14 protein-coding genes are annotated in these 13,855 nt (G+C 66.9%); 8 read left to right on the top strand and 6 right to left on the bottom strand.

From position 1 onward, the window contains the following. The first annotated feature begins 55 nt into the window (after window positions 1-55). Entirely contained in the window at window positions 56-2,551 is a 2,496-nt protein-coding gene (locus tag HAV18_RS16365) for a DUF6600 domain-containing protein (RefSeq protein ID WP_166957564.1), read from the top strand. Between the two features lie 102 nt (window positions 2,552-2,653). Here the strand turns inward: HAV18_RS16365 and HAV18_RS16360 are convergent, their stop codons facing one another. Then, a complete protein-coding gene (locus tag HAV18_RS16360; RefSeq protein ID WP_166957562.1) occupies window positions 2,654-3,625 on the bottom strand; it encodes a thymidylate synthase in 972 nt (323 codons plus the stop codon). Between the two features lie 41 nt (window positions 3,626-3,666). After that, a complete protein-coding gene (locus tag HAV18_RS16355) occupies window positions 3,667-5,064 on the bottom strand; it encodes a sigma-54 dependent transcriptional regulator (protein WP_166957560.1) in 1,398 nt (465 codons plus the stop codon). 609 nt (window positions 5,065-5,673) lie between these two features. On the opposite strand from HAV18_RS16355, the gene HAV18_RS16350 reads away from it, so the two are divergent. Beyond that, window positions 5,674-5,892, top strand: a complete 219-nt coding sequence (locus HAV18_RS16350) for a hypothetical protein (protein WP_407062427.1) — start codon at window positions 5,674-5,676, stop codon at window positions 5,890-5,892. Between the two features lie 26 nt (window positions 5,893-5,918). On the opposite strand, the gene HAV18_RS16345 is transcribed toward HAV18_RS16350, so the two are convergent. After that, entirely contained in the window at window positions 5,919-6,140 is a 222-nt protein-coding gene (locus HAV18_RS16345; RefSeq protein ID WP_166957556.1) for a hypothetical protein, read from the bottom strand. A gap of 26 nt (window positions 6,141-6,166) precedes the next feature. Here HAV18_RS16345 and HAV18_RS16340 point away from each other — a divergent pair, with 26 nt between their 5' ends. Beyond that, entirely contained in the window at window positions 6,167-6,667 is a 501-nt protein-coding gene (locus tag HAV18_RS16340) for a dihydrofolate reductase (RefSeq protein ID WP_166957554.1), read from the top strand. A gap of 81 nt (window positions 6,668-6,748) precedes the next feature. Here the strand turns inward: HAV18_RS16340 and pmbA are convergent, their stop codons facing one another. Beyond that, entirely contained in the window at window positions 6,749-8,119 is a 1,371-nt protein-coding gene (gene pmbA, locus HAV18_RS16335; RefSeq protein WP_166957552.1) for a metalloprotease PmbA, read from the bottom strand. A 127-nt stretch (window positions 8,120-8,246) separates the two neighbouring features. On the opposite strand from pmbA, the gene yjgA reads away from it, so the two are divergent. Together yjgA and mog are read left to right on the top strand one after the other, a co-directional pair. Further along, window positions 8,247-8,849, top strand: coding sequence for a ribosome biogenesis factor YjgA (gene yjgA, locus HAV18_RS16330; protein ID WP_279573917.1), 603 nt, complete (start codon window positions 8,247-8,249; stop codon window positions 8,847-8,849). Then, complete coding sequence (gene mog / locus HAV18_RS16325; protein ID WP_080681382.1) at window positions 8,833-9,441, top strand: molybdopterin adenylyltransferase; 609 nt, start codon at window positions 8,833-8,835, stop codon at window positions 9,439-9,441. Before yjgA ends, mog begins: the two co-directional genes overlap by 17 nt. Window positions 9,442-9,475: 34 nt before the next feature. Here mog and orn read toward each other — a convergent pair whose 3' ends face one another. Then, window positions 9,476-10,096, bottom strand: a complete 621-nt coding sequence (orn, locus tag HAV18_RS16320) for an oligoribonuclease (RefSeq protein WP_166957548.1) — start codon at window positions 10,094-10,096, stop codon at window positions 9,476-9,478. Between the two features lie 117 nt (window positions 10,097-10,213). On the opposite strand from orn, the gene HAV18_RS16315 reads away from it, so the two are divergent. The 3 genes from HAV18_RS16315 to HAV18_RS16305 all read left to right on the top strand — a co-directional run bounded on the left by HAV18_RS16315 (window position 10,214) and on the right by HAV18_RS16305 (window position 12,791). Continuing rightward, on the top strand, window positions 10,214-11,473 hold the full coding sequence (locus HAV18_RS16315; protein ID WP_166957546.1) for a M48 family metallopeptidase: 1,260 nt from the start codon (window positions 10,214-10,216) through the stop codon (window positions 11,471-11,473). After that, window positions 11,470-12,411, top strand: a complete 942-nt coding sequence (gene rsgA / locus HAV18_RS16310) for a ribosome small subunit-dependent GTPase A (RefSeq protein ID WP_166957544.1) — start codon at window positions 11,470-11,472, stop codon at window positions 12,409-12,411. The genes HAV18_RS16315 and rsgA overlap by 4 nt, the downstream gene beginning before the upstream one ends. 62 nt (window positions 12,412-12,473) lie before the next feature. Beyond that, window positions 12,474-12,791, top strand: a complete 318-nt coding sequence (locus tag HAV18_RS16305) for a DUF2007 domain-containing protein (protein ID WP_166957542.1) — start codon at window positions 12,474-12,476, stop codon at window positions 12,789-12,791. Window positions 12,792-12,855: 64 nt separating this feature from the next. Here the strand turns inward: HAV18_RS16305 and HAV18_RS16300 are convergent, their stop codons facing one another. Continuing rightward, entirely contained in the window at window positions 12,856-13,794 is a 939-nt protein-coding gene (locus HAV18_RS16300) for a CobD/CbiB family protein (protein WP_166957540.1), read from the bottom strand. Window positions 13,795-13,855 lie beyond the last annotated feature (61 nt).

Here is a 13,855-nt window from a genome sequence, read left to right as displayed (position 1 = left end):
TTGTGAACTCATCGGCACGAATCGACGCGCCGCGATAATGACGAAGACGCCCACCATGGCCACCCTGTTCACGCTCAAGCGAACCGCCCGCTGCACGCTGCTCGCGTTCGTCGCGCTTGCGGCACTGCCCCCTGCATTCGCGCAATCGGCCGACGCCCCTCCCTATGCGGCCGCGGCACGGCAACCGGGCGGCGATCCGCCCAGCCGTGTCGCGCGGCTCAATTACCTGTCGGGCGCCGTGACGACCGAGCCGGCCGGCACCGATACGTGGTCGTATGCCGCCGTGAACCGGCCGCTGACAACCGGCGACCAGCTCTGGAACGATGCCGGTGCGCGCTCGGAACTGCACATCGGCTCGGCCGCGGTACGGCTCGGCGAGTCGACGAGCCTGTCGGTGCTGAACCTCGACGACACGACGACCCAGCTGAAAGTGGGACTCGGCACCCTGTCGACGCACGTGCGCAATCTGCCGGCCGGCGGATCGTACGAAATCGACACGCCGAACCTCGCGCTCGGCATCACGGGCCCCGGCGACTATCGCGTCGATGTCGCACCGAACGGCGCGAGCACGACGGTCACGGTGCGCAGCGGCAGTGCGACCGTCTACGGCAGCAACGGCCAGTATCCGCTGTCGCCCGGGCAGCAGGTCGTGTTCACGGGCACCGACCTGCAGGTCGCGCAGCAATCGGCGGCGCCGGGCCCCGACCCGCTCGACCAGTGGGCCGCCAGCCGCGACGCGGCCGAAGAGCGCTCGGTATCGGCCCGCTATGTGTCGCGCGACATTCCCGGCTATCAGGATCTCGACGCGAACGGCACGTGGCGCGAAACCCCGAATTACGGGCAGGTATGGGTGCCGAACGACACGCCGGCCGACTGGGCGCCGTATCACGACGGCCACTGGATCTGGCAGGCACCGTGGGGCTGGACGTGGGTCGACGACGCGCCATGGGGCTTCGCGCCGTATCACTATGGCCGATGGGCGTACGTGGACGACAGCTGGGCGTGGGTGCCCGGCCCGATGGTCGTCAGCCAGCCGCCGGTCTATGCGCCGGCACTCGTCGCGTTCGTCGGCGGGGGCGGCGGTCCCGACTGGAGCGTCGCGCTCACGGTGGGCGGCGTCGCCGCGGCCGGCTGCGCGTGGTTCGCGCTCGGCCCGGGCGAACCGTGGCATCCGGGCTGGGGCGGCTGGAGCCCGCACTACTACGACCGCGTGAACCGCAACGTCGTGGTGAACAACGTCAACGTGAACGTGAACAAGACCGTGAACGTGACGAACATCACCAATATCACCAACATCAACAAGACGTACGTCAACTTCCGCGCGCCGCATGCGATCACGGCCGTACCGGCCTCCGCGTTCGTGCACGGCCAGCCTGTCGCACACTTCTCGCAGCACGTTGACCCGCAGCAATGGCGCAATGCACACGTCACGCCGGGTACGCCGGGCATTGCGCCGGTGCGCCAGAGCTTCACCGGCGGGCTGCGCAATGCGAACTACCGTCCGCCGGCGGCGATTGCCCAGCATCCGTACGTCGCGACGCGCAACCCTGCAGTGCCGGCCGCCTATCGCGACCAGGCAGCAGCCCATCTCGCACAGCAAGGCGGGCGCGTGCCGGGCGCCGGTGCGCCGGTCGTGAAGACGAGCGTGCCGGCCGATTACCGGGCCCGCCCGGTCCGCGTGCCGGGTAACCCGAGCGGCGGCGAGTGGGCAATGCACAATGTGCAGCTCGTGAATCCGCATGGCCCCGTCGTGCAGCCGTCACGCGCGCCGCGCGAAGGCCAGCCGCCTGCCGTGCAGGCCGGACGGACGGGTGCACCGGGTGCGCCGGTGCCGGGCGCGCTGAATGCCGGGCGGCCGGCGAATGGCGAACCGCCCAACGCACCGCATTTCGCCAACGGCAGCATGCCGCAGGCGCCCGGCAACGCGACGCCGCATCAGGCCTTCGGCCCCGGCAACGGTGTCCCGCATCCGCCGGTCGCAAGCAACACGCCGCTGGGCATCGGCAGCGCACACGCAGCCGAGACGCCGTCACCCGCGTGGATGCAGCCGCACACGCCGATGGAACGTCAGCGCGCCGCCCCGCCGACCGCCCTTCACGCGGCGGGCCAGAATGCGCTGCCGCCCGTGCGCAGCGCAGCGGTGCCGCGTCCGGAAGGCGTACTGATGCCGCAAGGCATGCAGCCCGGCGGCCGGAACGAAGCGCCACGAGCGCTGCCGCAACCGAGGATCGACAACACGGCGCAGATTTCGCAGCCGCGTCCGCGCCCTGATTTCCAGACGCCGGGCCAGCACGCACAGCCGCAACCGGAACGGGCCGCCCCGGCGCCGCAACCGCGCCCCGAATTCGCGCAACCGGCGCCGCACCGCGACATCGCACCGCCGCGCGTGAACGAGTACCGGCCGCCGGCGCCTGCCGTGCACGACATGCCGCGCCCGCAGCCGCAGGCGCCGCGCATGGAGCCGCGTCCGCAACCGGCGCCGCACGTCGAGGCGCCACACCCGAGCAACCCGCCGCCGCAAGGCGGTCACGAAGAGCGGCATCGCCAGTAAGTGCCGCAAACATGAAACAAAAAGGCCCGACCGGTATCAGCCGGTCGGGCCTTTTTCCTGTGGGGAGCGGATCGATGCGTCCGCGCGGCCCGGGCCGCGCGATCAGACCGCCATCGGTGCGGTCAGCGGCTCATGGTGGCGATAGCCGACGAGCGAGAAATCGGACGGCTCGATCTGCTCCAGCCACTCGGGCGCATAAACGCCCGTCTTCGCGTAATCCGGCACACGCTCGGAAATTTCGAGCCGCGGGCTTTCGTACGGCTCGCGCGTGAGCTGCTGCTGCAGCATGTCGAGCTGGTTCTCGTAGATGTGCGCGTCACCGATGAAGTACGTGAACCAACGCGGCGTGTAGCCCGTCAGCCGGCCGACGAGCGCCAGCAGCGCGGCCCCTTCCGTCAGGTTGAACGGCGTGCCGAGGCCGACGTCGTTGCTGCGGATGTACAGGCACAGCGAGATTTCGCGCTTCGTCGCGTTCGGCAGGAACTGGTACAGCAGATGGCACGCGGGCAGCGCGATCTGGTCGAGCACGGCAGGATTCCACGCGTGAAACAGGATGCGGCGGTCGGACGGGTTCTCCATGATCGTGTCCAGGCACTGGCGCAGCTGGTCGATCGCCTTGTACAGCAGCACCTTTGGCGCGCCGTCTTCGTCGAAACGCGTGACGATCCGGAAGCCGCGACGCGTCGCATCGGCGATCTGCGCGTCGGCGCCAGCGTCGAGCACCTTGTAGCCCGGCCACTGGCGCCATTGCACGCCGTACACGTCGCCGAGATCGTCGACGCCCTGGCGATACGGGTTCGCGAGCCACTGCGCGTTCTCGTTCGCGTTCGCGTCCCACACCTTGCAGCCGAGCGCGCGGAAATCGGCCGCGCTGCGGGAAGCACGCAGGAAGCCGACCAGTTCGCCGATCGCCGACTTGAACGCGAGCTTCTTGGTCGTTACGGCCGGAAAACCTTGCTGCAGGTCGAAGCGGAGCATCGCGCCCGGCATGCTGATGGTGCGGATCCCCGTGCGGTTCTCCTGCCAGGCGCCGGTATCGAGAATGGTACGAACGAGATCGAGATACTGTTTCATGCGGGTTCCTTCGGCCGCGAGGGCGGCCGTACCCGCCAATTTTAGCAAGCGTGGTGAGGAAGCTCCGGCAACGGTGCCGAAAACCCTGCCAGCGTGTCGCCCCGATCGCGCATCCCGTGCGCGCACATCAGCCGGTAGAGTGTGACGCGCGACACGCCGAGTTCGCGCGCGGCATCCGCGAAACGGCCGCGATGGCGCAACAGCGCCTGCTCGATCGCCTGCCGTTCGGCCGCCTCACGCGCCTCCAGCAGCGACACAGGCGCGAGCGTCGCAAAGTCGTTCAGCTCGAGATCGGCCGCAGTGATCATCCGGCCCTCCGACATGACGATCGCGCGGCGCACGCGATTGATCAGTTCACGCACGTTGCCCGGCCACGAATAACCGTACAGCGACGCGACCGCGTCAGGGGAAAAGCCGCGCAGGCGACGATGCGCGTCGCCCTTGAAACGCTCGAGCATGTGGCGCGCGAGTATCTCGATGTCCTTGCCGCGCGCGCGCAACGGCGGTTCCTCGATCTTCAGCACGCACAGGCGATGGAACAGGTCCTCGCGGAACCGCCCTTCGCGCAACGCCGCCTCCATGTCCACGTGCGTCGCACAGATCACGCGCACGTCGACGGGCACCGATACGTGAGCACCGAGCCGCTCGATCTTGCCTTCCTGCAGGAAGCGCAGCAGGCTTGCCTGGCTTTCGAGCGGCAAGTCGCCGATCTCGTCGAGAAACAGCGTGCCGCCGTTGGCGGCCTCGACGCGGCCGATCTTGCGCTGGTTGGCGCCGGTGAACGCACCGCGCTCATAGCCGAACAGCTCGGCCTGCAGCAGCGTCGACGGGATCGCGCCGCAATTGATCGCGATGAACGACGCCTGCGCGCGCGACGAACGCTCATGAATCGCGACCGCCGTCAGTTCCTTGCCCGTACCCGATTCGCCGGAGATGAACACCGGCGCATCGGTTGCCGCGACGCGGCGAATCGTCCTGAAGAGCCCCAGCATCGCATCGCAGGTTCCAACCATTTCGCCTTCGCTGCGTCCGGCGCCGACGGGCGGCGCAACGGGTTCCGTCAGCGCGACCATGCCGTGCGCATGACCGACGGTCTCGACGATCCGCGCCGTCTCGTACGGCATCGTCACGTAGTCGAAACAGTAGTCACGAATGAGATGGCGCAGCGTGGCGTCCTGCAACTGGCCGCGGCGCGTCGCCGCGATCCAGCCGATGTGCTGAATGCTCAGACAGGATTCGAGTTCGCGCAGGTCCGAGGGCTTGAAGCCCGGCGAAAAATCCAGCAGCCCGGCCGTTGCGACACCGTGCTGCACGACGCGTCGTACGTCTCGCACGGTCTCCGCGAGATCGACACGCCAACCGCATTCGTCGAAATGGCCGCGCAACGCGTCGTTCGGTTCGCGCGAATAGTAGATCACGTGCCGCAGATCGGCTCCCATATCCTCACCCCGTTCCTCAACCGTCTAACGATTGCCGTGCACGCCAGGTCACGTGCGAAAGGTTCGAATCGGGTCAGCCGAAGGCGGCTCGATTCGCCATGCCGATGCGCGGCGACGACAAAGCCTCGCATGATGGCGCTTATCTCGCGTCCAGTTATTTTGATCAAGACAGCTTAGTTATAGGCACTGAATACGACAATCCGATTTCAGCGCGGTGGGCGATACGGCCGAATCGCTCAGGAGGTCGATGCATGTCAATCGTCTGCACATAGCACCTGCGCAGCGATGCGTTCTGCCATCAACGCATGCGACGATTGTCATCCTTGAAGCGTATCGATTGAATCCGCAGTATTCCCGAGCCCCCTCGTTTCAGGCCTGAAACATTTTCAGCCGTTTTCCGACACAATTCGCAACGCTTGCGCACGAATCGCAGGCTCGACAACGGTCGCGGCGCGATGGCATGCATTTCGCTGAATATGGAAAACGTCGGAGACAGCGACCATGCGAAAACATCTTTTACTTTCTTTCGTGCCGATGACCATTGCGGTCGCGGCCGCGGGCCCGCCTACGCCCGTACGCGCAGACGAAAGCTCGAGTCCGGATCACGCAATGCTGCTTGCGGCAAACGTGCCGAGCATGCAGCACGGCATCGGGTTCGGCATCGTGACCGTGTCGGCACCGCAACCGCTGCCGGCCGGCAGGACTTCAGTGACACTGTGGGACGAGATCCCCCCGCCGCCCCAGTTGCCGATGCCACTCCCGGCACCGCAGCCTGGCGACGCGCAGCACGCGATGGAAGGCACCACGCAAGGCAGCACGCACCAGTGAGCACCGATCGATCCATTTGATAAGGATCACATATTGATTTTAGCGGGCCGAACAGCATCGATCAGATGCCGGCCTCCTGCGATCTCGCAACACGAAACGGTTTTGTGCTCCGTCCCCCGGCGGGCACTCTTTTTATTCATTCCGTTGCCGCGACGCGTTGCTTCAAACGTCGCGGCGCGCAGCGCAGGAAGGCGGATGCACACATCCGGAACCGGTGCGCGCCGCCGTTCCGGTAAAATCGGCGCCATTCCGGTTTTCCTCTCCCCCGACCTTCATGACGACGTTGACCCTGATCGTCGCGCGTGCCCGCAACGGCATCATCGGCCGCGACAACCAGTTGCCCTGGAAACTTCCCGAGGATCTCGCCTTCTTCAAGCGCACGACGATGGGCGCACCGATCGTGATGGGTCGCAAGACCCACGAGTCGATCGGCCGGCCGCTGCCGGGCCGCCGCAATATCGTCGTCACGCGCGACGCCACGCGACGCTTCGACGGCTGCGATTCGGTCACGTCGCTCGCCGATGCGCTGGCGCTCGCCGCGCGCGACGGGGTGCCCGAGGCGTTCCTGATCGGTGGCGCGCAACTCTATACGGAAGGCCTCGCACTCGCCGACAAGCTGGTCGTCACCGAGATCGACGCCGACTTCGACGGTGACGCATCGTTCCCGGCACCCGACGCCGCGCACTGGCAGGAAGTGTCGCGCGATGTGCACCAGGCCGCCGCGCCAAACACGTTCGGCTATGCGTTCGTCGTCTACGAGCGCAAGCACGGCTGACGTATCGCGCGCAATGAAAAAGCCCGACAGGCTCACGCCGTCGGGCTTTTTCGTTTGATGGCGGCCGATGCCGCGCGCCGCTTACTGCCCGGCGATCGTCATCTGCTCGATCAGCACCGAGCCCGTTTCCTTCGTGCCGCGCACGATCGAATCGGCGCCGATCGCGACGATATGCCGGAACATTTCCTGCAGCGTGCTCGCGACCGTGATTTCCTCGACCGGATACTGGATCACGCCGTTTTCGACCCAGAAGCCCGCCGCGCCGCGCGAATAGTCGCCCGTTACGTAGTTCACGCCCTGCCCCATCAGCTCGGTCAGCAACAGGCCCGTGCCGAGCTTCTTCAGCATGGCGTCGAAATCGTCGCCCGGCTGCGTGTTCGAGCTGCGCAGCGCGAGGTTGTGCGAGCCGCCCGCGTTGCCGGTGGTTTGCGTGCCGAGCTTGCGCGCCGAATAGGTCGACAGGAAGTAGCCTTCGACCACGCCATCCTTGACGACGCTGCGTGCGCGCGTGCGCACGCCTTCCTCGTCGAACGGCGCGCTGCCCATCGCGCGCGGCACGTGCGGATCCTCGACGACCTGGATGTGCGGCGCGAACACCGGCTTGCCGAGGCTGTCGACGAGGAACGACGTCTTGCGGTACAGCGCGCCGCCACTCACCGCCTGTACGAACGCGCCGAGCAGCCCGGCCGCGAGCGGCGCCTCGAACAGCACGGGCACCTTGCGGGTGTCGAGACGGCGCGCGCCCATCCGCGCGAGCGCACGCTCGGCCGCGTAACGGCCCACCGCTTCGGGCGCCGCGAGATCGATTGCGCTGCGCTTCGACGAATACCAGTCGTCGCGCTGCATGTGGCGGCCGCTGCCCGCGATCGGCGCGCAGGCGATGTAGTGGCGCGAATACGGGTAGCCGGACAGGAAGCCACGCGACGTCGCGAGCACGAACTGCGAATGCTGGGCCGACACGCTCGCGCCTTCCGAATTGCGGATCTGCGGGCTGACCGCGAATGCGGCATCTTCCGCGCGGCGGGCGAGCTCGACGGCCTCGTCGGCCGTCAGCGCCCACGGGTGGTACAGATCGAGGTCGCGCGGGTCGGTTTCGAGCAGCTCGGCCTCGGCGAGGCCGGCGGCCTCGTCCTCGGCCGTGAAGCGCGCAATGTTGTAGGCGGCGGCGACGGTATCCTTGATCGCGCCCGGCGAGAAATCCGACGTGCTCGCGTTGCCGCGTTTCTTGCCGATGAACACGGTCACGCCGACCATCTTGTCGCGGTTATGCTCGATCGTTTCGACTTCGCCGCGGCGCACCGACACCGACAGGCCGTCGCCTTCGGAGATTTCGGTCGCGGCGTCCGACGCGCCGAGTGCCTTCGCATGGCGAAGGATGTCCGACGCGATTTCTTTGAGCTGGTCCTGCGTGTGCGGGAAATAGCGCGCTTGTACGTCGAGATTGGCTGCCATCGTCTTGGTATCCGGTGGCGGGCGGGCGCCCGCATGGTCAAAATGTTGCGTATCCCGCGATCATAGCAAGGTCCGGGGCCGGACACCGACAAGCTTGGGGTGTCCGCGGCGCGATACAATGCCGCCCATGACACGCAAAACCCGAATCCAGCCGATCGAGCATGCCGTCGAAGACGACGACAACGGCTACGATCGCCCCAGCAAATCCCAGTTGAAGCGCGAGATGCACGAGCTGCAGGTGCTCGGCCAGGCGCTCGTCGATCTGCCGAAAGACGCGCTGAAGCGCATGCCGATGCCCGAAAGCCTCTCGGACGCCGTGCGCGAGGCGCGCCGGATCACCGATCACGAAGGCAAGCGCCGCCAGCTCCAGTACGTCGGCCGCGTGATGCGCTCGCTGACCGACGACGAGACGGCCGCGCTGCGCACCGCGCTCGACGCGCAGCGCGGCGTGAACAAGGCCGCGACGGCCCGCCTGCACTGGATCGAACGCACGCGCGAACAGTTGCTCGCGAACGACGACGCGCTGACCGAATTCCTGCGCCAGCACCCGGAAGCCGATATCCAGGAAGGCCGCATGCTGATCCGCAACGCACGCAAGGAAGCGCAGCAAGGCAAGCCGCCGCGCTATTTCCGCGAGCTGTTCCAGTGGATCAAGACCGCTGGCGGCACGTCCGTTGCGGACGACGAAGCGGCGGACGACGCCGGGGACGACCATGACGACGAAGCGTAACCACCCGGACGAGCTCGTCGTCGGCCTCGTGTCGATCAGCGACCGCGCGAGCACGGGCGTCTACGAAGACAAGGGCATTCCGGCGCTGCAGGAGTGGCTCGCCGGCGCGCTGGTGTCGCCGTGGCGCGCCGAAACGCGCCTGATCCAGGACGATGCGCCCACGATTTCCGCCACGCTCGCCGAGCTCGTCGACGTCGCGGGGTGCGACCTCGTGCTGACGACGGGCGGCACGGGCCCCGCGCGCCGCGACGTGACGCCCGAGGCCACGCTGGCCGTGGCGACGAAGGAAATGCCCGGGTTCGGCGAACAGATGCGGCAGATCAGCCTGAATTTCGTGCCGACCGCGATCCTGTCGCGGCAGGTCGCGGTGATCCGCGAGACGGCCGACCATGCGGCGCTGATCATCAACCTGCCCGGTCAGCCGAAATCGATCCGGGAAACGCTCGAAGGGTTGCGCGATGCCGACGGCAAGTCGACCGTGCCCGGCATCTTCGCCGCGGTGCCCTACTGCATCGACCTGATCGGCGGCCCGTATATCGAAACCGACGCCGCGGTGGTCGCGGCGTTCCGGCCGAAAAGCGCGCGGCGCTGAGCCTGTACCCAGCGCCGGGCGCGTGCCGGCCCGCTCAGGCGGCCGGCGCGGATTCGCCCGCCGAAGCCGGCGCGGCCGGAATCAGGAAATGCTCACGGTAGTACTTCAGCTCGTCGATCGATTCGTGGATGTCCGCGAGCGCCGTATGCATCGCGCGCTTCTGGAAACCCTTGTAGATCGCGGGCTGCCAGCGGCGGCACAGCTCCTTGAGCGTACTGACGTCGAGGTTGCGGTAGTGGAAGAACCGCTCGAATTCGGGCATCCAGCGCGCCATGAAGCGTCGGTCCTGGCAGATCGAGTTGCCGCACATCGGCGACTTGCCGGGCGACACGTACTGCGCGAGGAATGCCTGCAACTGCGCGGCGGCTTCCGCTTCGGTCAAGGTCGACGCGCGCACGCGGTCGATCAGGCCCGAGCGGCCGTGCGTCGACTTGTTCCAGTCGTCCATCTTCGCGAGCGTTTCGTCGCTCTGGTGGATCGCGAACACGGGGCCTTCGACCGCGATGTCGAGCGTGGAATTGGTCACGACGACCGCGATCTCGATGATGCGGTCGTTATCCGGGTCGAGGCCCGTCATCTCCATGTCGAGCCAGACGAGGTTCAACTCGTTGCGCACGAGCGCTGGCTGGCTGGTGGAAGCGGCGGTATCGGTCATGAGTCATCCTGGAAAATGGCGGACGGCGCGCGGCGCCGCCCGGGCGGCCGGCATCGCATCAGCGGGCCCGGTCCGCAAGAACATATAATTCTCGCATAGAACCCTTTGGCGCCTTCGATGTCACCCTTTTCGTTCACCCTGCTGTTCGCGCTCGCCGTACTCGCGATGGTCGTCACCAAGCTGTGGCTCGCGTCGCGGCAGATCCGCTTCGTCGCGGCGCACCGCAACGGCGTCCCCGCGCAGTTCAGCGCGACCATCCCGCTGACCGCCCACCAGCGCGCGGCCGACTATACGGTCGAGCGCACCCGGCTGACGATGCTCGAGATCGTCGTCAGCGCGGCCGTGCTGGTCGGCCTCACGCTGCTCGGCGGCGTCGGCGCGCTCGACACGCTGCTCACCGGCTGGCTCGGCCGCGGCTACGGGCAGCAGGTCGCGCTCGTCGCGGCGGTGCTCGTGATAACGAGCGTAATCGACGTCCCGTTCGAGTATTACCGCCAGTTCGGGATCGAACAGCGCTTCGGCTTCAACCGGATGACGAAGCGGCTGTTTTTCACCGACATGCTGAAAAACTCGCTGCTCGGCGCCGCACTCGGCCTGCCGCTGCTGTTCGTCGTGCTGTGGCTGATGAACCAGGCCGGCAGCCTTTGGTGGCTGTGGACCTGGATCGTCTGGGTCGCGTTCCAGATGCTCGTGCTGCTGATCTACCCGACCTTCATCGCACCGATCTTCAACAAGTTCGAGCCGCTGAAGGACGACGCGCTGCGCGCGCGCATCGAGTCGCTGATGAAGCGCTGCGGCTTTGCGGCGAAGGGCCTGTTCGTGATGGACGGCAGCCGCCGCTCCGCGCACGGCAACGCGTACTTCACGGGCTTCGGCGCCTCGAAGCGGATCGTGTTCTTCGACACGCTGCTCGCGCGCCTGTCCGGCCAGGAAATCGAGGCCGTGCTTGCGCACGAACTCGGCCACTTCAAGCGCCGCCACGTGATGAAGCGGATGCTCGTGTCGTTCGTGCTGAGCCTCGTGCTGCTCGCGCTGCTCGGCTGGCTTGCGCAACGCACATGGTTCTACACCGGGCTTGGAGTCACGCCGTCGCTCGACACGAGCAACGCGGGTGCCGCGCTTGTGCTGTTCTTCCTCGCGATTCCCGTGTTCCTGTTCTTCGCGACACCGTTCGGCAGCCTCACGTCGCGCAAGCACGAATTCGAGGCCGACGCATTCGCGGCCAGCCAGACCGACGCGCAGGATCTCGTCAGCGCACTCGTGAAGCTCTATGAGGACAACGCGTCGACGCTGACGCCCGACCCCGTCTACACGGCCTTCTACTACTCGCATCCGCCTGCCTCGCAGCGGATCGACCGCCTGATGCAGCACGCATGAGCCGGCCGACCTCCCGCAAGCCGGCCCCGCGCGCATCGGGCGCGCAACGTGCCGAAGGCCGCGTGATCGCGGCGCACGGGCGCCACTACATCGTCGCGCCCGACGACGGCGGCCCGATGCTGCAGTGCTTCCCGCGCGGCAAGAAGAGCGATATCGCGGTCGGCGACCGTGTTGCTTACGAACTCGCATCAGCCGACCAGGGCGTCATCGTCGAGATCGGCGAACGACGCAACCTGCTGTACCGTTCCGACCAGTTCAAGTCGAAGCTGTTCGCGGCCAACCTCGACCAGTTGCTGATCGTGCTCGCGACCGAGCCCTACTTCAGCGAGGACCTGCTCGGCCGCGCGCTGATTGCCGCCGAGGCGAACGAGCTGAAGCCGCTCGTCGTGCTGAACAAGATCGACGTCGAAGCCGCGCTGCCGGTCGCGCGCGAACGCCTCGCGCCCTACCGCGCACTCGGCTATGACGTGCTCGAGCTGTCGGTGAAAGGCTCGCCCGACGACGCGCGCGCGCAACTGATGCCGCACCTCGCCGGGCATTCGACGATCCTGCTCGGCCAGTCCGGGATGGGCAAGTCGACGCTCGTGAACCTGCTCGTTCCCGATGCCGAAGCCGCCACGCGCGAGATTTCGGCCGCGCTCAACAGCGGCCGTCACACGACGACGTTCACGCGCCTCTACCCGCTGGAGGGCGGCGGCGCCCTGATCGATTCGCCGGGCTTCCAGGAATTCGGCCTCTACCACCTGACGGAAGGCCGTCTCGAGCGTGCATTTCCGGAGTTCCGGCCGCTGCTCGCCGACTGCCGTTTCTATAATTGTCATCATCTGCACGAGCCCGGCTGCGCGATTCTCGAAGCCGTCGACGACGGCCGCATCGCGCCGTCGCGGCATGCGCTGTATGCGCAGCTCGTACACGAGGCGAGCCAGATCGTCCGCTGATCGCGCGACAGGCGCGCGGTGGCCGGCACCGTTCGGACCGGCCTTCACCGACAGGAGCCGCCATGCGTTTCAAGGCACCCAATCTTGCGACGGCGCAGCATTGGGCCAACGTGCTTCAGGTGGCGGGCATCGGTTGCGAGCTGCATAACTGCTACGCGACCGGCGCGCTGGGTGGCCTGCCCGCCGACGCGTGCACGCCCGAGCTGTGGCTCGACGACGAACGCGACGACGCGCTCGCGCGCCGGCTCCTCGATGCCGCGTCGCACGGCCCGTCGGCCGGTGCCGCGCCGTGGCGCTGCCGGCAGTGCGGCGAGGCGCTCGAAGCCCAGTTCACCGCGTGCTGGCAATGCGGCGCCGTACGCGACCCGCGCGACGATTGATCCACAGCAGAAAGGCCGGCATCAAGCCGGCCTTTTGCCTTTCATCGGGTACCGTACCGCCCCGTCACGACACCCAGACGGCGAGCGTCAGCATCAGCAGCAGAATCATCCACAGGATCACCGCGCGCCAGACGAGGCCAACCGCCGATTGCAGCGTACGCGGCGTGCAATCATCGCCCACCGTCAACGGGCCGCTGTCGCCGACCGCCAGCGCATCGAGGCTCGACGGTTCCGCGAGCGGCCCGGCGAGGCGTGCGCCGAGCGCTCCGCTACCGGCGGCCAGCAGGACGCCGTCGTTCGGATCGGGCCACTGACGCGTGTGGTTGCGCCACGCGTAGATCGCGTCCTCGAAATTGCCGACGATTGCGAAGCCGAGTGCGGTCAGTCGCGAGGGAATCCAGTCGATCACGAAGAACGCGCGCTGCGCGAACGTCGAGAAGGCCGCCGTGCGGTCGTCGCCCGGCGTCGACCAGCTGCGCGCGAGGTATTCGGAAATCCGGTACAGCACCGCACCGGCCGGGCCGATCGGCAGCACGTACCAGAAGAACACGCCGAACACGTGGCGATGCGATGCGACAACGGCGTGAATCAGCGTGTGACGGACGATTTCGCCGACCGGCATGTCGACCGTGTCGATACCCGTCCACTCGTGCAGGATTTCGCGCGCACGCGGCACGTCATCGTTGTTGAGCGCGAGGTGGATGTCGGTGAAGTAGTGGCTGAACTGGCGGAAGCCGAGCGTGAAATACACGACGACGACGTTCCAGATGAACGCGAGCACGAAGCTCACCTTGTACAGCAGGAAATAGACCAGCGCGACGATCAGCACCCACGGCAGCACGACCGCGAGCCATGCGAGGATGCCGTGCTTCTGCTTGCCTGCGTCGAGACCATGCGCGACGGTTTCCGCATGAAACTGGAACAGCGCGAACACCGGATTGTTCGGCGACAACGCGCGGACCTGTTCGATGATGAGGGCGAGGAGAACCGAAAAGAAAGTCATGCGTGGCGCCGTCTTCGGAGTTATGTCATTTTTTGCATAACGATAGCACAGCGTAAGCACC

The sequence above is a fragment of the Burkholderia sp. D-99 genome (assembly GCF_011605345.1).
GTDB lineage: Bacteria > Pseudomonadota > Gammaproteobacteria > Burkholderiales > Burkholderiaceae > Burkholderia.
Note: the sequence above shows the minus strand (reverse complement) of the source record. Positions and strands in the feature narration are given on the sequence as shown.

What these genes read in the sequence shown, in the direction of transcription:
- HAV18_RS16340 (WP_166957554.1), top strand. Translation starts at nt 6,167, where the DNA reads ATGACGACGTTGACCCTGATCGTCGCGCGTGCCCGCAACGGCATCATC.
- pmbA (WP_166957552.1), bottom strand. Translation starts at nt 8,119, where the DNA reads ATGGCAGCCAATCTCGACGTACAAGCGCGCTATTTCCCGCACACGCAG.
- HAV18_RS16355 (WP_166957560.1), bottom strand. Translation starts at nt 5,064, where the DNA reads ATGGGAGCCGATCTGCGGCACGTGATCTACTATTCGCGCGAACCGAAC.
- rsgA (WP_166957544.1), top strand. Translation starts at nt 11,470, where the DNA reads ATGAGCCGGCCGACCTCCCGCAAGCCGGCCCCGCGCGCATCGGGCGCG.
- HAV18_RS16350 (WP_407062427.1), top strand. Translation starts at nt 5,674, where the DNA reads ATGCTGCTTGCGGCAAACGTGCCGAGCATGCAGCACGGCATCGGGTTC.
- HAV18_RS16315 (WP_166957546.1), top strand. Translation starts at nt 10,214, where the DNA reads ATGTCACCCTTTTCGTTCACCCTGCTGTTCGCGCTCGCCGTACTCGCG.
- HAV18_RS16360 (WP_166957562.1), bottom strand. Translation starts at nt 3,625, where the DNA reads ATGAAACAGTATCTCGATCTCGTTCGTACCATTCTCGATACCGGCGCC.
- HAV18_RS16305 (WP_166957542.1), top strand. Translation starts at nt 12,474, where the DNA reads ATGCGTTTCAAGGCACCCAATCTTGCGACGGCGCAGCATTGGGCCAAC.
- HAV18_RS16365 (WP_166957564.1), top strand. Translation starts at nt 56, where the DNA reads ATGGCCACCCTGTTCACGCTCAAGCGAACCGCCCGCTGCACGCTGCTC.
- mog (WP_080681382.1), top strand. Translation starts at nt 8,833, where the DNA reads ATGACGACGAAGCGTAACCACCCGGACGAGCTCGTCGTCGGCCTCGTG.
- yjgA (WP_279573917.1), top strand. Translation starts at nt 8,247, where the DNA reads ATGACACGCAAAACCCGAATCCAGCCGATCGAGCATGCCGTCGAAGAC.
- orn (WP_166957548.1), bottom strand. Translation starts at nt 10,096, where the DNA reads ATGACCGATACCGCCGCTTCCACCAGCCAGCCAGCGCTCGTGCGCAAC.
- HAV18_RS16345 (WP_166957556.1), bottom strand. Translation starts at nt 6,140, where the DNA reads ATGGCGCCGATTTTACCGGAACGGCGGCGCGCACCGGTTCCGGATGTG.
- HAV18_RS16300 (WP_166957540.1), bottom strand. Translation starts at nt 13,794, where the DNA reads ATGACTTTCTTTTCGGTTCTCCTCGCCCTCATCATCGAACAGGTCCGC.